The sequence below is a fragment of the Virgibacillus salexigens genome (assembly GCF_000723585.1).
Classification (GTDB): Bacteria; Bacillota; Bacilli; order Bacillales; family Amphibacillaceae; genus Virgibacillus; species Virgibacillus salexigens.
The window spans coordinates 1,700,637-1,725,997 of record NZ_CCDP010000001.1; the positions used below are offsets into that span (position 1 = coordinate 1,700,637).

Below are 25,361 nucleotides of genomic sequence, written 5' to 3' on the forward strand. Positions count from 1 at the left end.
TTGTTTCCATTTTATGATTACATGGGACGAGTTATGCAAAGTTATCAGCGTTTCCGTATGCATGTTCTACATAGATTGGTATAATGGGTCATAGAGAATTTAAAGGCGGGATAAAATGTCGTACACACATTTACAAGTACGAAGTAGTTATAGCCTGTTAAATAGTACAATAACGATCGATCATTTAGTTAAGAAAGCAAAAAAATCAGGATTTGAAGCATTAGCTTTGACAGATGAGCAAGTACTATATGGGGCTATTACTTTCTATAAAACATGTAAAAAGTATGGAATTAAACCAATTATTGGTATGTCTGTTTACGTCCACGCGGAACAAGATAAACTGGACGAGATAACCCTCTTAGCAAAAGACAATCATGGTTATCATGATTTAATTAAATTAAGTACATTGATTCAACAGCAAGAGGCCAAATATATAGAAGATCATCAATTAGCAGCGTATACCAAAAACTGTATCGGGATATTCTCTGAGAAACAATCAAGCATCTTTACCAATATTCAAGCTAATGATTATGAAGAAGCATTTAAAAAATTAGCAATTATAAAAGATATGTTTATTGAAGGCGACTTTTATGTAGGGATTGAAAGTAGCGTGAACGAGGAGACGAATCGTTACGAAGCAGTAAAGTCGTTTCTTACAAGCTATTCGCTTCCACCAGTTGCTATAAATGATGTGCGTTATCTCCAAGAAAAGGATGTAATTGCTTTTGATTGCTTACAAGCAATCAAAAATAATGAGAATTGGGATGGTAAAAACATCCCTTCTGCTTATTATTACCGTCATTTGTCTACAGCAGCTGAAATGCAGCATTTTTTTTCGTTTTGGCCAGAAGCTATAACAAATACAGAACGAATAGAAAAAAAATGTGAGGTAGTGTTTGATTTTAATCAACGTTTCCTGCCATCGTTTCCACTCCCTGATGGTGTAAACGCTCATACATGGCTGGAAAATCGATGCTGGGAAGGGTTACATGATAAATATGCTAACATCACGAAAACCATCAGAGAACGTTTAAAGTTTGAGCTCAATACCATTAAAGCAATGCAATTTAGTGATTATTTTTTAATTGTGGCAGACTTTATTCAATATGCAAAAGAACAACCCATTGTAGTTGGCCCAGGTAGGGGGTCTGCAGCAGGATCATTAGTTGCCTATGTTTTAGAAATAACCGATATTGACCCGATCAAATATGATTTATTATTTGAACGTTTTCTAAACCCAGAGCGTATGACAATGCCAGATATTGATATTGATTTCTCGGATTGGCGTCGGGATGAAGTGATTGATTATGTTCAACATAAATATGGTAGGGATCATGTAGCACAAATCATTACTTTTGGTACATTTGCTGCACGTTCTTTAATAAGAGAATTAATCAAAACAATGAATATAAATCAACAAGATGCATCATTTATATTGCGGCATATTCCTGTACAAGCCAAACAACGGATTTCTGAAATCATAACTGCATCAGACGAGCTTAAAAATTATATCAAAACATCTGAGCCGCTAAAATTACTTTTTACAGTCGCTGTAAAGTTGGAAGGAATACCTAGACATGTTTCCACACATGCAGCAGGTATTGTTATCACGGAAAAGCCGTTAAATGAATATATCCCTTTAACAATGGGTACTGGGGATAGCAATTTGACACAATTCCCGATGAATGACCTAGAAGCAATAGGATTATTAAAGATTGACTTATTAGGGCTTCGTAACTTAACACTGCTAGAAAAAGTCCTGCAAACCATTCGCTATATTTCCAATGACGATACCCATTTAAAAAACCTACCTCCAGAAGATAACTTAACTTTTTCCATGTTACAGCATGGAAAAACAAACGGTGTATTTCAGCTCGAGTCACAGGGGATGAAACGCGTGTTGCAGCAATTAAAGCCAACTGAGTTTGAAGATATCGTTGCGGTTAATGCGCTTTATCGACCTGGACCAATGGAATATATTCCTACCTTTATAAGGAGAAAGCATGGGGAAGAAGCAATCACTTACCCACATCCTGACTTAGCTCCAATATTGTCGAAGACCTACGGGGTATTAGTTTATCAAGAGCAAATTATGCAGATAGCTAATAGAATAGCAGGATTTTCTTTAGGTAAGGCAGATATATTGCGAAGAGCAGTAAGTAAAAAGCAAGAACAACTTATGGCAGAGCAAAAAACTGATTTTATTGCTGGATGTGTCCGTAATGGCTACTCAAAAAAGGTTGCTGAAGAAATTTTCGAATGGATTGTACGTTTTTCGAATTATGGTTTCAACCGAAGTCATGCAGTAGCTTACAGCCGCATCTCTTATCAGCTGGCTTATTTAAAAGCCCATTACCCTGCGGCATTTTTCGCTGAGTTACTCAGCTCTTCTGTTAATCAGCAAGAGAAATTGCAATCCTATATACGTGAGCTGAAGGCTTTGCACCTAGATGTACTGCCTCCTTCTATTAATAAAAGTTTTGGTAAATATGCAGTAGAAGGAAATAAAATTCGAATGGGCTTATTACAAGTGAAAGGATTAGGCAAACAAGCCGTACAAGAAATAATTCGCGTTCGCAAAGAACGGCCATTTAAAAATTTATTTGATTTTTGCTTACGTGTTTCATCGAAGGCAGTCAACCGACAAACACTTGAGGTATTAATTATGGTTGGTGCATTCGATGAAAGTAATCAAAATAGAGCAAGCTTGTTGGCGACCATTGATCAAGCAATGGAACAAGGTGAATTATTTAAAGAATTTCTTGGCCAGCCTAACCTGTTTCAAGATCAAATTGAACTTGAAGGCGATTATGTAGATATAGAGGATTTTTCACAGTTTAAGAAATTGGCTGATGAGAAGGAATTCCTTGGTGTTTATATGTCAAGTCATCCTCTACAATCATATAGAATGCAATTAAAACAACATGGTCATGTTTCTTTATCACTTGCGCTTACGTTGGCTGGTAAAAAAAATATAAAAAGTGCTGCTGTTATTCAATCTATTAAAACAATCCGAACAAAAAGAGGAGATCCGATGGCTTTTTTAACATTAGGAGATGAGTCAGGTGAGATGGAAGCAGTTGTTTTTCCAGAGCTATACCGCAATGTAAATCGATGGTTAAAAGAAGAAACGCTTGTATTGATTGAAGGGAATTTGGAAAGTAGAAATCAAGGTGTTCAGTGGTTACTATCTTCTATTATTGAACTAACAGATGATCGATTGGAGGAAATGAAATCCACTCGTTTATTTATTAAACTAACAGGAGAAGCTAGTGAAGCTGGTATAGAAAAATTAAAACAAATGGCTCACTATTACCCTGGAAATATTCCTGTAATTATCTTTCAAGAGCAAAATAGGAAAACCTATCAACTTTCTGAGGCGTATTTTCTGCAGCCAACAACCGACTGTTTAAAAGACTTAAAAGCTTTTTTTGGTAAGGATAGCGTGGTTTTAGACAAAGGTTAAATAATCAGGATTACTTTACACACAAAAACCATCTGTTATAATGGAAGAGTTAAATGTGGTCAGACCACTCGTGCAACCATATAGTATCGTATTTTTCTGCGAAAAGGAGCGATTAGTAAAGATGGCAAGCTTAAGAGATCAAGCATTACACTTGCATAAAGTAAATAAAGGCAAATTGACAACTCACTCAAAAATCCCAGTTACGAATGCAGAGGAGTTAAGTCTAGCGTATTCCCCTGGTGTAGCTGAGCCTTGTAAAGCAATTCATGATCGTAAAGAAACAGTCTATGATTATACAATGAAAGGGAATATGGTTGCGGTTGTCAGTGATGGGTCAGCGGTTTTAGGGCTTGGTAATATTGGAGCTGAGGCGGCATTGCCCGTAATGGAAGGGAAGTCTGTCTTATTTAAGAGCTTTGCTGGTGTGGATTCCTTTCCAATTTGTTTGGGTACGCAAAACATAGACGAGATTGTACAAACTGTTAAATTAATGGAGCCAACATTTGGTGGAGTGAATTTAGAAGATATTGCAGCACCAAACTGTTTTATTATTGAAGAACGTTTGAAAAAAGAAACAAATATACCTATCTTTCATGATGATCAACACGGAACAGCCATTGTCACCGTGGCAGGTTTAATTAATGCTCTTAAACTCGTAGGAAAATCTTTCTCTGATATAAAAGTTGTCGCAAATGGAGCAGGCGCAGCAGGAATAGCTATTATTAAATTATTATATAACTTTGGTGTGCGCGATATGATTATGTGTGACTCTAGAGGGGCAATATATGAAGGACGTTCCTATGGTATGAATGATGTAAAAGAGCGGGTTGCTGCTTATACCAACCAAGATAAACAAGAAGGAAGTTTAGAAGAAATGCTTGATGGAGCAGACGTGTTCATTGGTGTATCTGTTGGAGGCGCACTTACAAAAGAGATGGTGGAAAAGATGAACGATGACTCCATTATTTTTGCAATGGCGAATCCTGACCCAGAAATTATGCCAGAAGTAGCGAAAGAAGCTGGAGCAAAAGTAATTGGTACCGGTCGCTCGGACTTTCCAAATCAAGTAAATAATGTGCTTGCGTTCCCTGGTATCTTCCGTGGAGCTTTAGATGTAAGAGCTACTAGAATAAATGAAAGAATGAAGGTTGCAGCAGCTAATGCAATTGCTTCATTAATTGCGGAAGACGAATTGAATGAGGATTATGTCATCCCTGCACCTTTTGATGCTAGAGTAGCTCCGATTGTAGCAAAGAGTGTTGCACAGGCCGCAATGGAATCAGGTGTAGCGAGAATTGAAGTAAATCCAGAAGATGTTGCTGAAAAGACTAGAAAATTAACACAAATTGATGATAAATAATGTGTTAAAAGGAGTGAGTCATGGCTGTGTCCATGCCATCAAAGCAAAAGGTATATCAGGGTGTATTAAAAGAAATACGCCAGTTTATTGATAGTAATGATTTACAACCTGGAGACAAGCTCCCTTCCGAAAGGGAGCTTGCTGAAAACCTTCAAGCTGGCAGATCTTCGATAAGAGAGGCATTGCGAGCTATGGAATTATTAGGTTTGATAGAAACAAGGCATGGGGAGGGTACTTTTTTAAGTACTTATCGACCACATCAAACGGTTGAATTACTGTCATCATTTATTCTACAAGGAGATCAAGTTAAAGTTGATTTGGTGGAAACGATACGTTTACTTGAGAAAGAAGCAGTTAAACTAGTTTTATATCATTTAACTGAAAAAGAGGTAAGTCATTTAAGTACGATTATTAATGCAACCTATACCAAGCAAAATGCCAGACATGCTGCTTTCTTCACCTATATTTTTGAGAAAACCAATAATTTGTTACTATGGAAAGTTTGGCATTTAATGTTTGACTTCGCTACGACTGTAGAGAATGTTGGGACTGATAAATCGTTTTATATTGAACTAATACAAATTTTTCTAGATAAGGATCATTATTCTATTGACGATTTATTCGACACAGTCCCGAATAAATCATAGTTTTGACAACTATTTCTGACAGTTTTCGAAGCCTGGATTTAATATAATGGTTGTAGTTCTTTACTTATGTTATTTGCCACGGGTTTGTTTGAAAAGGAGGAATTTGCCTTGCTTAAAGATTTTTTTGGCAAGCGGAAAAAATATGCGTCTATCCCAAGTGAACAAGCAAAAGCGGATGTTCCGGAAGGATTAATGCAAAAATGTAGCGGATGTCACAAAATATATTATCGAAAAGAAATGAATAAGAATTTACAGGTATGTCCGAATTGTGGCTATCATCACCCCTTACAAGCTTGGGATCGTATCGATACGTTATTTGATGATGATACCTTTGAAGAGTGGGATCAAGCGTTAACGACAGGAAACCCATTAGCTTTTCCAGGTTATGAAGAAAAAGTAGAAAAAGATCAAAAGAAAACTGGGCTTAATGAAGGGGTCGTAACTGGAAAAGGAACAATTGATGGACAAGCTACTGCTTTTGCAGTTATGGACTCTAGTTTTCGTATGGGAAGCATGGGTTCTGTTATCGGGGAAAAGATTGCTAGAGCAGTTGAAAATGCAAGAGTTGAAGGTATTCCTTTCATTATTTTCACAGCCTCTGGTGGGGCAAGGATGCAAGAAGGTTTACTAAGCTTAATGCAGATGTCTAAAACAGCGATAGCAATTAAACGGTTTAGCGAGTCAGGTGGTCTCATGATTTCTGTAATGACCCATCCAACAACTGGGGGAGTATCCGCTAGCTTTGCTTCGATAGGAGATTATAATTTTGCGGAGCCAGGAGCGTTAATTGGATTTGCTGGAAGACGGATTATTGAACAAACCATCAGAGAAAAACTGCCAGATGATTTTCAGACAGCTGAGTTCCAATTGAAGCATGGACAACTTGACAAAGTGGTGAACCGATTAGAAATGAAAGAAGTACTTTCATTATTGCTTAAGTTTCATCAGAAAGGTGGGAATGAAAAGTGAAACAAGTATTAGAATTTGAAAAACCCATCGTAAATTTAAAGGAGAAAATTGCTGAGCTTAAGCGTTTTACAAAAGATAGTGAGATTGACCTTAGTGAAGAGATTTCGACGCTTGAAAAAAGGTTAGCTGTGTTAGAAGCTGATATATATGGTAATTTAAAACCGTGGGATCGTGTTCAACTGGCTAGACATGCGGAGCGTCCGACTACATTAGATTATATAGATAAACTATTTGAAGATTTTATTGAATTTCATGGAGATCGCTTATTTGGAGATGACGAAGCAATTGTAGCAGGAATAGCCTATTACAAAGACAAGCCTGTAACTGTTATTGGTCACCAACGAGGGAAAGATACAAAAGAAAATATTCGGAGAAATTTTGGTATGCCTCATCCGGAAGGGTATCGCAAAGCATTAAGACATATGAAACAAGCTGAAAAGTTTTCACGACCAATTATCTGTTTCATTGATACAAAAGGAGCGTACCCAGGAAAAGCTGCTGAAGAAAGAGGACAGAGTGAGGCAATAGCTCGAAATTTAATGGAAATGGCTGGATTAACGGTGCCAGTCATCTGTATTGTTATTGGTGAAGGCGGTAGTGGTGGCGCCTTAGCATTAGGAGTAGGGGATCAAATTCATATGCTTGAAAATAGTACGTATTCGGTTATCTCTCCTGAAGGTGCTGCATCTATTCTATGGAAAGATTCTGCGTATGCTCAACGTGCTGCCGAGACGATGAAGATAACAGCTTATGATTTGAAGAAACTGAATGTGATTGATAATATAATACCTGAACCTAAAGGTGGAGCACATCGAGATTTAGATCAACAAGCTGCTTATCTAGATGAAGTATTGGAAAAATCACTTCAATCTTTAATGCAGTATTCTGTTGACCAATTATTGGAACAACGATGGGAAAAGTACAAGCAGATAGGCGAATATAAGACAGTACAGTAAAGGAAATCGCTTGTTATTTATTGGAAGTAGCTTAAAAGGTAAAAACAAAGTTTTGATTTAGATTTGATTGCGTCTTTACGTACTGACAAGAGGTTGACACTACAGTCAACCTCTACTTCGTGTTTTAGACAAATGGACGTTTAACTTGAATGAAGGCATACTACATAGCTAGTTATATGTTGTAAAAACTTTTCAATTCATTATGCTTTCGATTGCTATTTTACTTGTTTCCAATTATCTTAAAGAGAGGAATTATTTTTAAAAGAGAAATCGTACGACATGAGGTGAGATAATTTAATGAAGAAAATTGGTGTGTTAACTAGTGGTGGTGACGCTCCTGGTATGAATGCAGCCATTCGTGCTGTTGTGAGAAAAGCCATTTATCATAATATAGAAGTTTATGGCATCAAATATGGTTATCAAGGGTTAATGGAAGGTAATATTGAGCGAATGGAAATTGGTTCTGTTGGAGATATTATCCATCGTGGCGGTACCATTCTATATTCTGCTAGAAGTGAAGCTTTTAAAACAGATGAAGGACAGCAAAGAGGGATTGAACAGCTGAATAAATTTGGAATTGAAGGATTAATTATTATTGGAGGGGATGGTAGCTTTAGAGGTGCTCAAAAATTGACAGAAAAAGGCTATCCATGTATAGGAGTTCCTGGAACCATAGATAATGATATTGCAGGTACTGATTTTACAATTGGTTTTGATACTGCATTAAATACAATAATTGAGGCAGTTGACAAAGTTCGTGATACCGCAACCTCTCATAAGCGAACGTATATCATAGAAGTAATGGGAAGAGATGCTGGCGATTTGGCGCTATGGGCTGGATTAGCTGATGGTGCTGAAAGTATCTTAATCCCAGAAAAGCAAGAGGATTTTTCGACAGTCATTGATAAGCTGAGACGTGGGCATAAACGCGGTAAAAAACATAGTATTATTGTCCTTGCAGAAGGTGTAGGAAGCGGCTTCGAATATGGAGAAAAAATTGAAAAAGAAACCAATTTAGAAACACGAGTAACCGTCCTTGGCCATATCCAACGGGGAGGATCACCATCTGGGTCTGATCGTGTACTTGCAAGTAGACTTGGTGCTAAAGCAGTTGATTTGCTACTTGAAGGAAAAGCGGGAAGAATGGTCGGAATCGAGAATAATTCCTTGGTCGATCATGATATAACGAAAATTTTAAATGAGCAGCATACAATTAACCAAGATATGTACAAGCTATCCCAAGAATTATCGATCTAACTTTAGAATTTCTTTACAGGTATTATAAGGAGGAAGTGTGAAATGAGAAACACAAAAATTGTATGTACGATAGGTCCTGCTTCAGAATCAATTGAAAAGTTGGAGCAATTAATTGAATCAGGTATGAATGTAGCCCGTTTAAATTTTTCACATGGAGATTATGAAGAACATGGCGCGCGAATTAAAAGTATTCGGGAGGCTGCAGAGAGAACAGGTAAAACCGTAGCCATTTTATTAGATACAAAGGGTCCAGAAATTCGTACTGGAAATTTTAAGGATGGACAGGCTGAACTAGTTCAAGGAAATGTAATCTATGTCTCCATGAAAGAATTAGAAGGGACTGCAGACAGGTTTTCAGTTACGTATCCGGGATTAATTCATGACGTACATGAAGGCTCTAAAATCCTATTGGATGATGGATTAATCGAACTAGAGGTTCAAGAAATAGATAGAGCAAATCAAGAATTGAAGACAATTGCTTTGAATACAGGAATGATTAAAAATAAAAAAGGTGTAAATGTACCGAATGTTTCAGTTAACCTACCAGGGATAACAGAAAAAGACGCGAACGATATTGAATTTGGCATTGAACAGAATGTCGATTTTATCGCAGCATCATTTGTCAGACGTCCATCAGATATCCTAGAGATAAAAGAATTACTAGAAAAGCACGATGCAACACACATTCAAATTATTCCTAAAATCGAAAACCAAGAAGGCGTAGATAATATTGACAGTATTCTTGAAGTAAGTGATGGATTAATGGTTGCACGTGGAGATCTTGGAGTTGAAATTCCTGCAGAAGACGTACCGCTTGTACAAAAGAGATTAATTAAACAGTGCAATACTGCAGGTAAGCCTGTCATTACTGCGACACAAATGTTAGATTCAATGCAAAGAAATCCAAGACCAACTAGAGCGGAAGCTTCAGATGTTGCAAATGCAATTTTTGATGGAACAGATGCAATCATGTTGTCTGGAGAAACAGCTGCTGGTGATTATCCAGTAGAGTCTGTACAAACAATGAGTAATATTGCATTAAAAGCAGAGACCGGGTTAGATCATAATTCTATATTACGTGATCGTTCTAAACATGTAGACATGACAATTACGGATGCGATTAGCCAATCTGTTACGCATACTGCGATGAACCTATCTGTAAGCTCTATTATTACTCCAACAGAAAGTGGTCATACTGCCAGAATGATTTCAAAATATCGACCACAAGTACCCATTCTTGCCGTAACATTCTCAGAAAGAGTCAATCGTCAACTTTCACTTGTCTGGGGTGTGCATGCAGTAATGGGGCGCCGTGCTAACTCGACGGATGAAATGTTAGATATAGCAGTTGAACGTGGGTTACAAACTGGTATAGTTGAACATGGAAATCGCGTTATTATTACTGCTGGAGTTCCTGTAGGTGAAAGTGGAACTACAAACCTAATGAAGGTTCATGTGATTGGTGATGTAATTGGTAAAGGTCAAGGGATCGGTAGAAAAAGTGCTTATGGGAAAGCAGTGGTTGTAAAATCGGCAGAGGAAGCAATTCAACAAGTTGAAGAAGGAGATATCTTAGTAACATACGGTACAGACCGTGAAATGATGCCTGCCATTGAAAAAGCTAGTGGAATAATAACGGAAGAAGGTGGACTCACTTCACACGCTGCAGTGGTTGGATTAAGTCTAGGAATTCCAGTAATTGTAGGCGTCAAAAATGTATTTGACCTCATAAATAATGGGGAAGATATTACAATTGATGGTACAAAAGGGGATATTTATCAAGGACATACCAGAGTCCTTTAAAATGGAAGACAGTGAAAGAGGTGCATTGATCTCTTTCACTGTTTCTTTACATGATGCCAGGTGTTTGTAACAAGCAATCGATATGCCCTTTTTAACTTTTATCCTGTAGTGAAAGAGGTGACTTGTCTTATGCGATGGTTTTTATTGACTGCTTTTTTATTATCTGCATTTGAAATCGGTGTATTTATATGGATTGGTGACATGATTGGACCTTGGTGGGTCGTATTATTAGTTCTGCTTACTGGTGCTGTAGGCTTTTATTTGGCTAAACAGCAAGGAATTGAAACATGGCAGCGAGCGCAGCTATCCATGCGAAATGGAGAAGCCCCCACTGGTTATATCATTGATGGAATCTGTATATTAATTGGTGCTGTCTTATTAGTAACGCCGGGATTTATATCTGACGCAATAGGCTTTTTATTAGTAATTCCAACTACAAGGAAGCTATTTAAGCGACGGATAGAGCAATTTATTAAGCATATAATTACCAACCGAACTATCATATATCGTAAATGGTAATCAACCTTTGATGAACCGCCATACATCTTGAAAAGTTCCTGCCCGATGTAAGGCATTTATGACAATTAGAAAAACAGGTGCAAGAATAAACCCGGCGACTCCCCAAAGTTGAATCCCAATAAAAAGAATAATTAATGCTGCAAGCGGGTGTAATCCCATACTTGAGGATAGAACCTTTGGTTCGATTACCTGCCTGACAATAATAATGATTCCGTAAAGAATTGATAAGTTAATGGTCATCGAATAATTTCCAATAAGGAATAAATAGAACATCCATGGTACAAAAATAATCCCTGAGCCGATATAAGGGAGCAAATCGACAAAAGCGGTATATAGTGCAATCGTAAAGGTATGTTCAAATTGGAATAATAGAAGCCCAACATAGACAATAAAAGCATTAATTAATACAAGAATGAGTTGTGCTTTTAAATAACCAGCCACTGTTTTTTTAAGGTGTCTGGTTATTTTTTTTCCTGGGCTTTTTACAATGGATGGAATCATGCTTATCATTAATTGGCGTAAATTAGAATAGTCATTTGAAATTAAAAAAACAGCAAGTAAAATAAAAATGAATACTGTTATCGATCCTGGTAATGAAGTAATAACACCGGGCAGTTTGAACAATAAATCTTGTAAGAAACCAGTTGCTGAAGTAGTAAGGTTATTCAAGAATTGCTGAACATTATCGCTAATAGCATGCTGCTGTGCAGTATCTAACATTTGAAAATAAGACAAAACCTTCTGATATAGCGGCATAATCGTATTGTTGATGAAATCGGTGATATACCCACTAAAGGACTGGAAGTGTTGTGGTAATTTCTCAGCAAGAAATAACGTACCTTGAAAAAGCTCTGAAAAAATGAATAAAAAGACGCCACTAATACAGGAAATAAATAAAATCATTGTTGTAACGACTGCTAACATTCTAGGGAATTTTAATTTCACTTCTAATGTTGTTACCGTTGGGTTCATAAGCATTGCTATTAAAATGGCAATGAATAAAGGGTATAAATATACAAAGCTTGCTGTGATTATGATATAGATGGCGAAAATAAAACTAACTACAATGAGCAGTCGTAACAGTTGATAAAATAATGGCTTGTACATAATTTAACCCCATTTTAAAGTAATATAGATTCTATCTATATTACTTATGAGACAAACGAAGAAGTTAGAATAATTATTTAAAACATAAAGCTACTTGAAGCGAAAAGTGCTTTCAATACATTTTATAAATTAGAAGAAATGTCACTCTTTTTGCAAAAAAAACGGAGTTCTAGTAAAATTTATAAGTGAAGTTAATCGGTTTCAATTCACATTAGATTCATAATACTTTATAATTATCAATGGGGGTAATTATATTATTATTAGAATATTGTCGAAAAAAAGATAATATCCTGAATATTTATAAAGGAGAGGGTTTGTTATGACAGCAACAACGAAAGGCCTTGAAGGAGTTGTAGCAACTCAATCGTCAATAAGCTCAATTATAGATGACCAGCTTACATATGTTGGGTATAAGATTGATGATTTAGCTAAGAATTCGAGCTTTGAAGAAGTTATCTACTTACTTTGGAATCAAAAGCTGCCGACAAAAGCTGAATTAGAGGCTTTAAGAGCAGATCTTGCTGCAAATATGGAATTGCCTGATGCAATTATTGACCATTTACGTTCCTATGATCTTTCTACCGTTCACCCGATGGCAGCATTACGTACCGCCGTTTCTTTACTAGGTTTATATGATGAAGAAGCGGATGTAATGGAACAAGAAGTGAATAAGAAGAAAGCAGTTCGAATTCAGGCAAAAATCGCTACAATTGTAACGGCTTTCGCAAGAATACGCCAAGGTAAAGAGCCTATTAAACCGAAGAAGGAATACAGCTATTCAGAGAACTTCTTATATATGTTAAATGGTGAATCACCTAAAGACATTGAAGTGGAAGCAATCAATAAGGCTCTCGTACTTCATGCTGACCATGAATTAAACGCTTCTACATTTACAGCTCGTGTGTGTGTTGCTACATTATCCGATATTTATTCCGGCGTAACCGCTGCTATTGGGGCATTGAAAGGGCCGCTTCATGGGGGAGCCAATGAACGTGTGATGAAAATGCTTACCGAAATTGGCGAAGAAGAAAATGCGATACCATATATTAAAGAAAAGCTTGAAAATAAAGAAAAAATTATGGGCATGGGCCATCGTGTATACCGAAACGGTGATCCACGTGCTAAATTCTTAAGAGAAATGTCTAGACAACTAACTAAATTAACTGGCCAATCCAAATGGTATAACATGTCGATCAAAATTGAGGATTACATTAAGGAACACAAAGGGCTTCCAGCCAATGTAGATTTTTATTCTGCATCCGTATATCATAGCTTGGGAATTGATCATGATTTATTTACTCCGATATTTGCAGTAAGTCGTGTATCTGGTTGGCTAGCGCATATTCTAGAACAGTATGATAATAATCGATTAATCCGACCACGCGCAGAATATACAGGTCCGAAGTCGCCAGAATATGTATCAATTGATAAGCGATAAGGTAGTAATCTTAAATAAAGTAAACTTACCAATTTAATCAGGAAAACACGCATGTATTTTTGTTTGGGAACAAAGATGTTCATAAACGGAAATCTTTGCTAAACTATAAATGCATAATGAAATTAGGAGGTATTCATTGATATGGCACAGGGAGAAAAGATTATTGTAGAAAATGGACAAATGCATGTACCAAATAAACCAATTGTTCCATTTATTGAGGGGGATGGAACAGGTCCAGATATTTGGGCGGCTGCTCGTAGAGTGATTGAAGCTTCTGTTGAGAAAGCATACAATGGCAAAAAAGAGATTGATTGGCTGGAAGTATACGCTGGTCAAAAGTCATTTGATCAGTCTGGCGAATGGCTTCCACAGGATACACTTGATAAAATTAATGAATATAAAATTGCTATTAAAGGGCCTCTTACTACTCCAATTGGTGGGGGTATTCGTTCGTTAAATGTGGCATTACGCCAGGAATTAGATCTATTCACGTGTTTACGTCCTGTTCGTTACTTTGAAGGTGTTCCATCACCTGTGAAACGTCCAGAGGATGTAGATATGGCAATTTTCCGTGAAAACACAGAAGATATTTATGCAGGTATCGAGTGGCAAAAAGGTTCAGATGAAGTGAAAAAAGTGATTGATTTCTTGAAAAATGAAATGAATGTAACAAATATTCGCTTCCCTGAAACATCGGGTATTGGTGTGAAGCCAGTTTCAGAGGAAGGAACGAAACGATTAGTGCGTGCTAGTATTCAATATGCATTAAATGAAGGACGTAAGAGTGTTACTTTAGTACATAAAGGTAACATCATGAAATTTACAGAAGGATCATTTAAAGCTTGGGGATATGAAGTAGCTGAGGAAGAATTTGGTGATAAAGTTTTCACTTGGGCAGAGTATGATCGTATCGTTGAAAAAGAAGGAAAAGATGTTGCAAATAAAGCACAAGATGAAGCGTTGGCTGCAGGAAAGATTTTAATAAAAGATGCTATTGCTGATATCTTCTTACAACAAATACTTACCAGACCAAATGAATTTGATGTTGTTGCTACAATGAACTTGAATGGAGATTATATTTCGGATGCACTTGCAGCACAAGTAGGCGGAATCGGTATTGCTCCAGGGGCAAACATTAATTATGACACAGGACATGCGATTTTTGAGGCTACTCATGGAACTGCTCCTAAATATGCAGGATTAGATAAAGTAAATCCATCTTCTGTTATTCTGTCAGCTGTATTAATGCTTGAACATTTAGAATGGAGAGAAGCGGCTGATCTAATTACCAAAGCTATGGATAAAACAATTGCCTCGAAAGTGGTTACGTATGATTTCGCTCGATTAATGGATGGGGCTACTGAAGTGAAATGCTCAGAGTTCGCAGATGAACTAATTAAAAACATGGATTAATGTGCAAAGGGGATTTTAAAATGGCTATTAAGAGAAGTAAAGTATCCGTAATTGGCTCTGGATTTACTGGAGCAACAACTGCATTAATGATGGCGCAAAAGGAATTAGGAGATGTAGTACTTGTAGATATTCCAGATATGGAGGATCCAACAAAAGGGAAAGCCCTTGATATGTTAGAGGCAAGTCCAGTACAAGGATTTGACGCATCCATTATTGGAACTGCTAATTACGAAGATACAAAAGACTCTGACTTGGTTATTATTACAGCAGGTATTGCACGTAAGCCAGGTATGAGCCGTGATGATTTAGTGAACACCAACGCAAAGATCATGAAATCCGTAACAAAAGAAATTGTTAACTATTCGCCTGATACTTATATCGTAGTATTAACAAACCCAGTGGATGCAATGACATATACGGTGTTTAAGGAATCTGGATTACCGAAAGAACGTGTAATTGGACAGTCCGGCGTTCTTGATACAGCTAGATTCCGTACTTTTGTTGCACAAGAACTAAACCTATCTGTTAAAGATGTAACTGGATTTGTACTAGGTGGTCATGGTGACGACATGGTTCCATTAATTCGTTATTCTTATGCAGGTGGTATTCCATTAGAAAAATTAATTTCTAAAGATCGACTTGACGCCATTGTAGAACGTACTCGTAAAGGTGGAGGAGAAATTGTAGGTTTATTAGGAAATGGCAGTGCTTATTATGCTCCAGCTGCATCTTTAACTGTGATGGCTGAAGCAATTCTTAAAGACCAACGGCGTGTTCTTCCTTCCATTGCCTATTTGGAAGGAGAATATGGATACTCGGATATTTATTTAGGAGTACCAACCGTATTAGGTGGTAAAGGAATTGAAGAAATTATTGAATTAGACTTAACAGAAGATGAAAAGGCTGCGCTAGATAAATCCGCAGATTCTGTTAAAAATGTACTGAATGTATTAGAATAAGTTGATAAAAGCCCCTATCTATAACAATATAGATAGGGGCTTTTTTATAATGTATAGAGAATTTTATTGGAAATATTATGATGACTTTGATATAATAGAAAGCGCTTACATTTACTGATTTACATTTAGGGGGGATATTGTGTTAGGAAAAAGGCGGGCATTAGGAAAAGAGTTAAAGGATATAAGTATTGGCGATTCGTATTCAGAGACGAAGAAGATGGGTGATCGCGATTTATTGTTATATTTGGGGTTATCCAATGATGCGAATCCGTTATATCTTCAGCATGATTATGCATCATTAACTGATTATAAAAAGCCAATTGTACCATCTGTAATGCTATTTGGTATGATTTCTTCTATCGTATCTATGCACTTACCAGGTCCAGGTAGCCATATAACACAACATGAAATGACATTTCCGAACCCAGTTTATCACAACATGAATGTACAATTTCTTATTAAAGTCATTGCTATTGATCATCATAATCAACGCGTAGCGATGAGTGTCTCTGGAACCGATCAAGAAGGAAATGAAGTGGTGAAAGGAAAGCTTTATGTTTGTCCAGCATGTAAGCCAAATACTCTGACAGCTCAATCTTTAGAAAACTTTTTTTAACTGACAAATATGGAATGAGGAATAAATATCGCTGCTCGGAAATACTATTCAGTAAGAGGATAGTATTTTTTCTTTCAACGAAGCATCAGATTAGTTTGTAAATTTTAATTTACAAACTCTCAGCTTGTTCACATTAATACCTATTCATTGTAAGATGAGAGTGTAACAAATAATCTACTAGCGATCAGAAACGGGGACTGTACACATGAATGAAAAAATATTGATTGTAGACGATGAGAAGTCAATTGTTACATTATTAAATTACAATATTGAAAAAGCAGGATTCCAAACGGATGTTGCTTATGATGGGAATCAAGCTGTCCAGAAAGCCGAAAGTACCGGGTACGATTTAATAGTTCTCGATCTTATGCTGCCAGAAATGGATGGGATGGATGTTTGTAGATATCTTCGAAATAATCAAATAGACACACCAATTCTAATGTTGACCGCTAAGGATGAGGAGTTTGATAAGGTACTTGGTCTGGAACTTGGAGCAGATGATTATTTAACAAAGCCATTTAGTCCGAAAGAAGTCATTGCAAGAATCAAGGCAATTCTTCGACGGTCAACAAAAGTAGAAAAATCCAATTTTTCGTATATACAAATTGGCGAATTGACTGTTTATCCGGAAAGATATGAAGCAGAAATGCATCATAAGGTAATCACCTTTACCCGAAAAGAATTTGAACTACTTTATTATTTAGCAAAAAATAAAGGTAAGGTTATATCCAGAGATCAGTTGCTTAGTGGTGTGTGGGATTATGATTTTGTTGGAGATACTCGTATCGTGGATGTTCATGTTTCGCATTTACGAGATAAAATTGAACCAGATTCAAAAAAACCTGTTTATATAAAAACAGTCAGAGGTCTGGGATATAAAATGGAGGACCCTAGTTAATGCGATTTTTGTTTAAGAAGCCAATTTTCGGATATGTTATTGGTATTTTTCTTGTTGTAGCATTTACTGCTATTTTATTAAGTTTTTTAATCGGCCATTCCTTTGTATTAATTGCAGTGCTGCTTATTCAATTTATAGTACTATTATTATTTTTATTAAACTTTTATGACCGCTTCATAAAGCCTGTAAATAAAGCGACTAATACAATCGATGAGATTGTGAAGGGGAATTATCGTGCAAGGTTTCATCATCCTACAAGTGATAGTATTGGCTTATTAAGCACCAAGATAAATTCACTTGCACGTAATTTAAGTGAGATATCTATTCAAGAACAGATGCAATCCGAACAGTTATCCACGATTATCGAAAATACCCAAAGTGGCTTGGTTTTAATTGATTCAAAAGGGTATATTCACTTTGTAAATAAAAAGTTCATTACTCTATTTGGTAATTCTTCAAAAGCCTACCAAGGCTATTTATATTATGACGTGTTAAATAACGAGATTATCCATGAGACTGTACAAAAAACCTTTCTCTACGAACGAAATATAAAAGAAGAATTCACCCATTTTAAAGGTCTTGATAAATACTATATTGAAATAGTGGGTGCACCTATCTTTGATGATCGCAATATCTTAAAAGGTGCAGTTCTTGTACTTTACGATATTACTGAAATGAAAAAGCTAGAATTGATGAGGAAGGACTTCGTTGCTAATGTATCCCATGAGTTGAAAACACCGATTACTTCAATTAAAGGCTTTGCAGAGACATTGCTTGATAATTCTGCGGATCAATCCGATGAAAACAAAGAATTCTTAGAAATTATCTATAAAGAAAGTAATCGTCTACAACTTTTAATTGAGGATTTATTAATTTTATCACGATTAGAAAAAGAGAATTTTCAACTTGTACTATCAACATTTGATGTGAAAGAAGCCATCCATGAAATTACTCCAATTATTGAACATAAATTAACAGAAAAGAAATTATCATTTTCTACGGATGTTGAACCTAATGTAGAATTAACAGCGGATAAAGAAAAAGTAAAACAAATCATGTTAAATTTAATTGATAATGCCATTAACTACACCCCAGAAGCAGGGGAAATTAATTTATCTGCTGCTGAGGACGATGAAAGTATTTACCTTCAAATAAAAGATACTGGAATCGGTATTGCGAAGGAGTCTCTACCCCGTATTTTTGAACGTTTCTATCGTGTTGATAAAGCGAGAAGTAGAAATACAGGAGGTACAGGGTTGGGTTTAGCTATTGTCAAGCATATCGTTGAGGTGCATGACGGGGATATTCAAATCGAAAGTGAAGTAAACGAAGGGACAACAATCACTGTCATCCTTCCTAAAGTAACTGGAAGCAAAAACATTCTTGATTAAAGTGTGTTTTTGCTTTTTTGTGTTATACTGTCGTTTCACTTTATAAAGCTAGAATGATAAAATATGTTTAATGATGAATTTTCGGAGGCGAGACTATGAGCAATAAATTAGTATTAATAGATGGAAATAGTATTATTTATCGAGCCTTTTTTGCCTTGCCATTGTTGAATAATGATAAAGGTGTTTATACAAATGCAGTATATGGTTTTACAACGATGCTTCTTCGTATCCTGAAGGAAGAGGAACCTACCCATGTGCTTGTTGCATTTGATGCAGGCAAGACAACTTTTCGACATACAACTTATAAAGAGTATAAAGGTGGACGTCAAAAGACACCACCAGAGCTATCTGAACAGTTCCCTTTATTAAAGGAAGTATTAGATGCATTTGAAATTGCTCATTATCAACTCGACAACTATGAAGCAGATGATATTATCGGCACATTGTCCAAGCGTGTAAGAAAAGACAAATGGGATGTAACGGTTATTTCTGGAGATAAAGATCTGCTTCAACTTGTCTCAGACAAGGTTACCGTTAATCTAACCAAAAAAGGTATAAGTGAGGTAGAGCGATATACACCTACTTTTTTGAAAAACAAAATGGAAATTTCGCAGGATCAAATTATTGACCTAAAAGCTTTAATGGGAGATAACTCTGATAATATCCCAGGTGTACCTGGCGTTGGAGAGAAGACTGCAGTTAAGCTTTTAAAGCAATTTGAGACATTAGAAAATGTATATGAACATATAGATAAAGTCAGTGGTAAAAAACTAAAAGAGAAACTTACAAATCATAAAGAAGACGCATTTATGAGTAAACAACTTGTTACGATCGAACGCGATTCGCCAGTAACGATTTCTACCAAAGATATTACTTACAATGGATATGAGCAGAAGAAGGTAAGTGAAGTTTTTAAACAATTAGGTTTTCAATCATTGCTTAGCCGATTAGATGGACAAGATGAAGAAGCTGATATGGTCTACGAAAAAGCAGAGATTGATTATACGGTTATTAACGAATTATCAGCTGATATGATAACTGGTGAAGAAGCGTTAATTGTTGAAATGTTAGGGGAAAACTATCATCAATTAGCAATTGAAGGCTTTGGGATCGTTAATGCTGAGCATGCCTATTTTCTACCAACAGAAGAAGCATTGAGGTCAACTTCATTTCAAAATTGGTTAGAAGATGGAAAAAAGAAGAAATTCGTATTTGATGCAAAAAAAACACTCGTCGCCCTTTTGAGAGAAGACATTCATATTAAAGGAATTACATTCGATATGCTATTAGCATCCTACCTACTTAATCCATCAGAGAATAATCATGACATACCGGCAATTGGAAATCGGTTCGGAAGAAATGATTGCTACTTTGATGAAGAAATATATGGTAAAGGTGCTAAATTAAAGCTGCCTGAACAAAAAGTTTTAGCTGAACATGTAATTAGTAAAGCAACTGTGATGTTTGAATTACGAAATAAGATGGAACAGCAACTTGAAGCAAATGAACAATATGATTTATATAAAGAACTCGAGATGCCTCTAGCTTTAATACTAGGTGAGATGGAGCATACGGGAGTAGCTGTTGATAAAGAACGTTTAGAAGAAATGAGAGTTAATTTAAAAGATCGATTGGATCAATTGGAGAAAGAAGTGCATGACTTAGCAGGAGAATCATTTAATTTAAATTCACCAAAACAATTAGGGCCAATTCTATTTGAAAAGCTGGAGTTGCCAGTGATTAAGAAAACAAAGACAGGCTATTCAACTGCTGCGGATGTCCTTGAACAGTTGCAAGATGAACATGAAATTATTCCGAAACTCCTATTATATCGCCAGCTGGGTAAATTACAATCTACGTATATTGAAGGCTTATTGAAGGTAGTAAATAAAGAAACAAACAAGATTCATACCCGCTTTAATCAAGCACTGACACAAACAGGAAGATTAAGTTCCATTGACCCTAATTTGCAAAATATACCGATTCGTCTAGAAGAGGGTAGAAAAATCCGACAAGCCTTTGTACCAGCGAAGGAAGGTTGGGTAATGTTTGCTGCTGATTACTCGCAGATTGAATTACGAGTATTAGCTCACATAGCCAATGATGAGAAACTTATTGCTGCTTTCAAAAATAATATAGACATTCATACACAAACAGCAATGGATGTCTTTCATGTTGAAAAAGATCAAGTTACAGCTAATATGCGACGTCAAGCAAAAGCTGTTAACTTTGGCATTGTATATGGTATTAGTGACTATGGACTATCCCAAAATCTAGGTATTACTAGAAAAGAAGCGAAAAAATTTATTGACCGATATTTTGCTAGTTATCCTGGTGTTAAAGTATATATGGAAGAAATCGTTCAAGAGGCGAAACACAAAGGGTTTGTAAGTACATTGATGAAACGTAGAAGGTATCTGCCTGATATCACGAGTAGAAATTTTAATGTTAGAAGTTTTGCAGAGCGAACGGCAATGAATTCACCGATCCAAGGCAGTGCTGCTGACATTATTAAAAAAGCAATGATTGATCTGGATAACAAGTTAAAGGAAGAGAAGCTACAAGCAAGAATGCTGCTGCAGGTACACGATGAATTAATCGTAGAGGCGCCACGTTCTGAGATAGATAAACTAAAAGAGATTATACCAGCTATAATGGAAGAAACGGTTGAACTCGCCGTTCCGTTAAAAGTGGATTATGCGTATGGGGATAGCTGGTTTGATGCGAAGTAAGGAGATAAGGAGATGCCGGAATTACCAGAAGTAGAAACAATTCGAAACACTTTAAGACAATTTGTCTTAAATAAAACGATTGAGCATGTAGATGTAAGGTGGCCAAAAATCATCAAACGGCCTGATGATGTGGAACAATTTAAATCAGAAATCATAGGGCAAACGATTACAGATATCCAGCGAAAAGGGAAGTTTTTGTTATTCGAATTGGATGATTATGTTCTCGTATCCCATTTACGAATGGAGGGGAAGTATAGTGTAACTGCAGGCTCAGAACCAGAAAAGAAACACACCCATGTCATTTTCTCTTTTACTAATGGAGATCAGTTACGCTATAATGATGTTCGCAAATTTGGAACAATGCATTTATTTAAAAAAGGGGAAGAACAAGATAATAAGCCTTTATGCTTATTAGGGCCAGATCCATTTGATGATGCGTTTACACCAGAATATTTTATTACAAAGTTAAAAAAGACGGAACGAGTAATTAAAGCAGCTTTATTAGATCAAACAATTGTTGCCGGGTTAGGTAATATTTATGTGGATGAAACATTATTTAGAGCGGGAGTTCATCCATTAAAGCAAGCGAATAGATTGACTCAAAAAGAAATAAAGGAAATTCGTAAACAGGCGATAGCTACTATTCAAGCAGCTGTTATAAAGGGTGGTACAACAATTCGATCTTACGTTAATGGTCAAGGCGATATGGGAATGTTCCAGCAAGAGCTGTTTGTTTATGGACAAGAAAACAAACCTTGTAAAAATTGTGGAAAGACAATTGTTAAAATGAAAATTGGTGGTCGAGGAACCCATATTTGTACCTCGTGTCAGGTATTAAAGAGGTGAGATGATGGCATTAATCATTGGATTAACAGGTAGTATTGCTACTGGAAAGAGTACGGTTTCGCTTATGTTTGATGATTTTAATATTCCTGTTATTGATGCAGATAAAATCTCAAGAGAAGTCGTAAATCCAGGAGAGATAGCTTATGAACAAATAATTGAAACATTTGGAAGCCATATTTTAAGGGAAGATAAGACATTAAATCGTGAGAAACTTGGAGACATTGTTTTTAATGAAGAAACAAAACGAAAGCAGTTAAATGAAATTGTACATCCAGCAGTACGCAAAAAAATGCTTGATCGCCGAGACGGATATGTTAAAGCTGGGGCAACTTGTGTTGTATTAGATATACCGCTGCTATTCGAAAGTAAACTAACCACGTTAGTTGAGAAAACAATTGTTGTCTATGTTGATGAGCAAGTGCAATTAGAACGTCTAATGAAGAGGAATAATTATTCTGAACACGAAGCAAAACAACGTATTGCATCACAAATGCCTGTAAAAGCTAAAGCAGCAATGGCAGATGCAGTTATTAATAATAATCAAACCAAATATGAATCCTATGAACAGTTAGAACGTCTTTTAGCATCTTGGAATGTCATTTAATTTTACATGAACAGGTTGTCTCAATCGCAGACAACCTGTTTTTTTGTAACTGCTTATTAAAATAGCCTTTAAATTCAGTAACCCTCCATAATGAATTGTTTGAAAACTAAAACTTATACTGAAATCAAAAATAAGGAACACACACAATTATAAATGTGTTATACTAATTAACAAATGAACGAAAAAAGTATAACTTAAAATAGGGGGACCACAGATGAATAAAACACGAATTGCTATAAATGGTTTTGGACGCATTGGGCGTATGGTATTTCGTCAAGCAGTTGAGGATGAACGTTTTGATGTTGTGGCCATCAATGCGAGCTATCCTGCGGAGACATTAGCCCATCTAATAAAGTATGATAGTGTTCATGGGATCTTTAACAAGGAAGTGAAAGCGCTTAAAGATTCGATTATAATAGATAACCATAAAATTGCATTAGTTAATTCTCGAGTTCCCGAACAATTACCTTGGGAAGAATTAAAGATCGATATTGTTATTGAAGCAACAGGCAAATTCAAAACAAAAGAAACTGCTGGCGGTCATTTACGTGCTGGGGCTCGGAAAGTGGTGATCACTGCTCCAGGGAAAGATGTGGATAATACAATTGTAATGGGGGTAAATGAACATACATTTAATCCAAAAACAGAAGCTATTATTTCTAACGCTTCGTGTACGACCAATTGTTTAGCACCAGTAGTAAAAATCTTAGATGACTCCTTTGGTATCGAAAATGGATTAATGACAACCGTTCATTCATTTACAAATGATCAAAAAAACATTGATAATCCACATAAAGATCTCAGGCGTGCAAGAGGATGTACGCAATCTATTATACCAACATCAACTGGAGCAGCAAAGGCATTAGGAGAAGTACTTCCACATCTAAATGGTAAACTTCATGGAATGGCACTTCGTGTACCAACACCGAATGTTTCCCTTGTAGATCTTGTTGTCGATGTAAAGAAAACAGCAACCGCTAAAGAAGTAAATCAAGTCTTTAGAAATGCTAGTAAGTCAGATTATCAAGGGATAGTCGATTATAGTGAAGCACCATTAGTTTCCATTGACTATACGACAACGGAGTACTCTGCTATTATTGATGGCTTATCTACAATAGTAATTGATGACCATAAAATAAAGGTTCTAGCGTGGTATGATAACGAATGGGGTTATTCGAAAAGGGTATTAGATTTGGCAAAACATGTCGGCAGTTTCCTGTACCAGCAACAGGCTCAGATTAGCTAAGAATAGGGACAGCTCTATCTCTATAAAAAGATTGCATTTAAAGAAGAAACAGTTTATACTTTTCGTTGTATTCTTGATTGATTGTCTTACTGCCTAAAGGGTTAGGGCCTCATCGGACTAACATTCCCCCCTTGGCAGAAGTAGGTATCAAGAAAATACCATGAGGGGGAACTTTCGATGGATACAATGGGAAGGCACATTATTGCTGAATTATGGGAATGTAATATTGATAAATTAAATAATATGGCAATGATTGAGCGAATATTTGTTGAAGCTGCGTTGAAAGCTGGTGCCGAAATTCGTGAAGTAACGTTTCACAAGTTCGCACCCCAAGGAGTGAGTGGGGTAGTTATTATATCCGAATCCCACTTAACCATTCATAGTTTTCCTGAACATGGTTACGCAAGCATTGATGTCTATACTTGCGGTGATGAAATAAATCCGAATACAGCAGTTGAATATATTGCTCGCTCGTTAGAATGTAATAATTATGAAAAAGTTGAAGTGTCAAGAGGTATTGGCCCAGTAAAAATGAAAAATATTCAAAATGTACAAATGTAAATAAAATAAGATATAATGATGGGTTGATAGTCTGCTATTAAAGGAATGGCAGATTATTAGCCCATTCTTGTTTTCTATTAGAGGTTTTATACAAAACATGTTAAAATAGTAATACTATACATAGGAATCTATATACTGTATTGGGGTGTCGAAAATTGTCGTTTCGAAATACAATTTCTAAATATTTTAGTAATCATGCAGAGACTAGAGATAATCATTGGGATCCCTCACTCCAAACACATTATTATAAAACAACTAAAGACAAAGGGATGAGTTTACTTGAGGATTTATTCCAGCGTTCTCAAGTATATGAATTACACTCAATATCCAAAGAACATGGAGAGATTAGTGTAAACCTTAAAAAAGGAAAAAAAGCGTTTATTATAGCAACCATTATTATGGTAAGACCGTACCAAACCGCAGTTGATTTTTCAGTGACTACTGAATCGCTGCTACCAATTGACTTCGGTTACAGTACAAAATTAATTAAGCTACTTTATGAAGATATAAATAAAGAATTACCGTTAATAACAAAAGAGAAACAGGCATAGGTAGATATGAGGAGTGGGGTTG

At 36.2% G+C, this 25,361-nt stretch carries 21 protein-coding genes; 20 read left to right on the plus strand and 1 reads right to left on the minus strand.

Annotation, left to right across the window (positions count from 1 at the left end; all coding sequences use genetic code 11):
• Window positions 1-115 precede the first annotated feature (115 nt).
• The 8 genes from dnaE to BN990_RS07800 all read left to right on the plus strand — a co-directional run bounded on the left by dnaE (window position 116) and on the right by BN990_RS07800 (window position 10,977).
• The gene (gene dnaE / locus BN990_RS07765; protein ID WP_038243272.1) at window positions 116-3,466 is read left to right on the plus strand and encodes a DNA polymerase III subunit alpha; all 3,351 of its coding nucleotides are present in this window, start codon (window positions 116-118) and stop codon (window positions 3,464-3,466) included.
• A 121-nt stretch (window positions 3,467-3,587) separates the two neighbouring features.
• A complete protein-coding gene (locus BN990_RS07770; RefSeq protein ID WP_021290871.1) occupies window positions 3,588-4,826 on the plus strand; it encodes an NAD(P)-dependent malic enzyme in 1,239 nt (412 codons plus the stop codon).
• Between the two features lie 20 nt (window positions 4,827-4,846).
• The gene (locus BN990_RS07775) at window positions 4,847-5,473 is read left to right on the plus strand and encodes a FadR/GntR family transcriptional regulator (RefSeq protein WP_021290872.1); all 627 of its coding nucleotides are present in this window, start codon (window positions 4,847-4,849) and stop codon (window positions 5,471-5,473) included.
• Window positions 5,474-5,581: 108 nt separating this feature from the next.
• Window positions 5,582-6,442: an acetyl-CoA carboxylase, carboxyltransferase subunit beta gene (gene accD, locus BN990_RS07780; protein ID WP_021290873.1), complete on the plus strand. Its 861-nt coding sequence runs from the start codon at window positions 5,582-5,584 to the stop codon at window positions 6,440-6,442.
• Entirely contained in the window at window positions 6,439-7,398 is a 960-nt protein-coding gene (gene accA, locus BN990_RS07785) for an acetyl-CoA carboxylase carboxyl transferase subunit alpha (RefSeq protein WP_038243275.1), read from the plus strand. The genes accD and accA overlap by 4 nt, the downstream gene beginning before the upstream one ends.
• Window positions 7,399-7,695: 297 nt before the next feature.
• Window positions 7,696-8,655, plus strand: a complete 960-nt coding sequence (gene pfkA, locus BN990_RS07790; RefSeq protein WP_021290875.1) for a 6-phosphofructokinase — start codon at window positions 7,696-7,698, stop codon at window positions 8,653-8,655.
• Window positions 8,656-8,697: 42 nt separating this feature from the next.
• Window positions 8,698-10,458 carry a pyruvate kinase gene (gene pyk, locus BN990_RS07795; RefSeq protein WP_021290876.1) on the plus strand — a complete coding sequence of 587 codons (1,761 nt, stop codon included), beginning with the start codon at window positions 8,698-8,700 and terminating at the stop codon, window positions 10,456-10,458.
• A 129-nt stretch (window positions 10,459-10,587) separates the two neighbouring features.
• Complete coding sequence (locus BN990_RS07800) at window positions 10,588-10,977, plus strand: FxsA family protein (protein ID WP_021290877.1); 390 nt, start codon at window positions 10,588-10,590, stop codon at window positions 10,975-10,977.
• Here the strand turns inward: BN990_RS07800 and ytvI are convergent, their stop codons facing one another.
• Window positions 10,978-12,084 carry a sporulation integral membrane protein YtvI gene (gene ytvI, locus BN990_RS07805; protein WP_038243278.1) on the minus strand — a complete coding sequence of 369 codons (1,107 nt, stop codon included), beginning with the start codon at window positions 12,082-12,084 and terminating at the stop codon, window positions 10,978-10,980.
• Between the two features lie 319 nt (window positions 12,085-12,403).
• Here ytvI and citZ point away from each other — a divergent pair, with 319 nt between their 5' ends.
• From citZ to BN990_RS07865, 12 genes are all read left to right on the plus strand, one after another.
• Window positions 12,404-13,522 carry a citrate synthase gene (citZ, locus tag BN990_RS07810; RefSeq protein ID WP_038243281.1) on the plus strand — a complete coding sequence of 373 codons (1,119 nt, stop codon included), beginning with the start codon at window positions 12,404-12,406 and terminating at the stop codon, window positions 13,520-13,522.
• 141 nt (window positions 13,523-13,663) lie between these two features.
• Complete coding sequence (gene icd, locus BN990_RS07815) at window positions 13,664-14,935, plus strand: NADP-dependent isocitrate dehydrogenase (protein WP_021290880.1); 1,272 nt, start codon at window positions 13,664-13,666, stop codon at window positions 14,933-14,935.
• 20 nt (window positions 14,936-14,955) lie between these two features.
• The gene (gene mdh / locus BN990_RS07820) at window positions 14,956-15,894 is read left to right on the plus strand and encodes a malate dehydrogenase (protein WP_021290881.1); all 939 of its coding nucleotides are present in this window, start codon (window positions 14,956-14,958) and stop codon (window positions 15,892-15,894) included.
• A gap of 139 nt (window positions 15,895-16,033) precedes the next feature.
• A complete protein-coding gene (locus BN990_RS07825; protein ID WP_021290882.1) occupies window positions 16,034-16,510 on the plus strand; it encodes a MaoC/PaaZ C-terminal domain-containing protein in 477 nt (158 codons plus the stop codon).
• 205 nt (window positions 16,511-16,715) lie between these two features.
• The gene (locus tag BN990_RS07830; protein WP_021290883.1) at window positions 16,716-17,408 is read left to right on the plus strand and encodes a response regulator transcription factor; all 693 of its coding nucleotides are present in this window, start codon (window positions 16,716-16,718) and stop codon (window positions 17,406-17,408) included.
• On the plus strand, window positions 17,408-18,799 hold the full coding sequence (gene pnpS, locus BN990_RS07835) for a two-component system histidine kinase PnpS (RefSeq protein WP_021290884.1): 1,392 nt from the start codon (window positions 17,408-17,410) through the stop codon (window positions 18,797-18,799). The genes BN990_RS07830 and pnpS overlap by 1 nt, the downstream gene beginning before the upstream one ends.
• 95 nt (window positions 18,800-18,894) lie before the next feature.
• Complete coding sequence (gene polA, locus BN990_RS07840) at window positions 18,895-21,531, plus strand: DNA polymerase I (RefSeq protein WP_038243286.1); 2,637 nt, start codon at window positions 18,895-18,897, stop codon at window positions 21,529-21,531.
• 12 nt (window positions 21,532-21,543) lie between these two features.
• Window positions 21,544-22,377 (plus strand): DNA-formamidopyrimidine glycosylase, encoded by an 834-nt coding sequence (mutM, locus tag BN990_RS07845; RefSeq protein ID WP_021290886.1) that lies wholly within the window; start codon window positions 21,544-21,546, stop codon window positions 22,375-22,377.
• A 4-nt stretch (window positions 22,378-22,381) separates the two neighbouring features.
• On the plus strand, window positions 22,382-22,981 hold the full coding sequence (gene coaE, locus BN990_RS07850; protein WP_021290887.1) for a dephospho-CoA kinase: 600 nt from the start codon (window positions 22,382-22,384) through the stop codon (window positions 22,979-22,981).
• Between the two features lie 214 nt (window positions 22,982-23,195).
• Window positions 23,196-24,227 (plus strand): glyceraldehyde-3-phosphate dehydrogenase, encoded by a 1,032-nt coding sequence (locus BN990_RS07855; protein ID WP_021290888.1) that lies wholly within the window; start codon window positions 23,196-23,198, stop codon window positions 24,225-24,227.
• A 177-nt stretch (window positions 24,228-24,404) separates the two neighbouring features.
• The gene (speD, locus tag BN990_RS07860) at window positions 24,405-24,788 is read left to right on the plus strand and encodes an adenosylmethionine decarboxylase (RefSeq protein ID WP_038243289.1); all 384 of its coding nucleotides are present in this window, start codon (window positions 24,405-24,407) and stop codon (window positions 24,786-24,788) included.
• 155 nt (window positions 24,789-24,943) lie between these two features.
• Complete coding sequence (locus tag BN990_RS07865; protein WP_021290890.1) at window positions 24,944-25,339, plus strand: hypothetical protein; 396 nt, start codon at window positions 24,944-24,946, stop codon at window positions 25,337-25,339.
• Window positions 25,340-25,361 lie beyond the last annotated feature (22 nt).

Bases quoted from the DNA above. Each gene is read 5' to 3' on its own strand.
- dnaE (WP_038243272.1), top strand. From the start codon at position 116: ATGTCGTACACACATTTACAAGTACGAAGTAGTTATAGCCTGTTAAAT.
- BN990_RS07770 (WP_021290871.1), top strand. From the start codon at position 3,588: ATGGCAAGCTTAAGAGATCAAGCATTACACTTGCATAAAGTAAATAAA.
- BN990_RS07775 (WP_021290872.1), top strand. From the start codon at position 4,847: ATGGCTGTGTCCATGCCATCAAAGCAAAAGGTATATCAGGGTGTATTA.
- pfkA (WP_021290875.1), top strand. From the start codon at position 7,696: ATGAAGAAAATTGGTGTGTTAACTAGTGGTGGTGACGCTCCTGGTATG.
- pyk (WP_021290876.1), top strand. From the start codon at position 8,698: ATGAGAAACACAAAAATTGTATGTACGATAGGTCCTGCTTCAGAATCA.
- BN990_RS07800 (WP_021290877.1), top strand. From the start codon at position 10,588: ATGCGATGGTTTTTATTGACTGCTTTTTTATTATCTGCATTTGAAATC.
- ytvI (WP_038243278.1), bottom strand. From the start codon at position 12,084: ATGTACAAGCCATTATTTTATCAACTGTTACGACTGCTCATTGTAGTT.
- citZ (WP_038243281.1), top strand. From the start codon at position 12,404: ATGACAGCAACAACGAAAGGCCTTGAAGGAGTTGTAGCAACTCAATCG.
- icd (WP_021290880.1), top strand. From the start codon at position 13,664: ATGGCACAGGGAGAAAAGATTATTGTAGAAAATGGACAAATGCATGTA.
- mdh (WP_021290881.1), top strand. From the start codon at position 14,956: ATGGCTATTAAGAGAAGTAAAGTATCCGTAATTGGCTCTGGATTTACT.
- BN990_RS07830 (WP_021290883.1), top strand. From the start codon at position 16,716: ATGAATGAAAAAATATTGATTGTAGACGATGAGAAGTCAATTGTTACA.
- pnpS (WP_021290884.1), top strand. From the start codon at position 17,408: ATGCGATTTTTGTTTAAGAAGCCAATTTTCGGATATGTTATTGGTATT.
- polA (WP_038243286.1), top strand. From the start codon at position 18,895: ATGAGCAATAAATTAGTATTAATAGATGGAAATAGTATTATTTATCGA.
- mutM (WP_021290886.1), top strand. From the start codon at position 21,544: ATGCCGGAATTACCAGAAGTAGAAACAATTCGAAACACTTTAAGACAA.
- coaE (WP_021290887.1), top strand. From the start codon at position 22,382: ATGGCATTAATCATTGGATTAACAGGTAGTATTGCTACTGGAAAGAGT.
- BN990_RS07855 (WP_021290888.1), top strand. From the start codon at position 23,196: ATGAATAAAACACGAATTGCTATAAATGGTTTTGGACGCATTGGGCGT.
- speD (WP_038243289.1), top strand. From the start codon at position 24,405: ATGGATACAATGGGAAGGCACATTATTGCTGAATTATGGGAATGTAAT.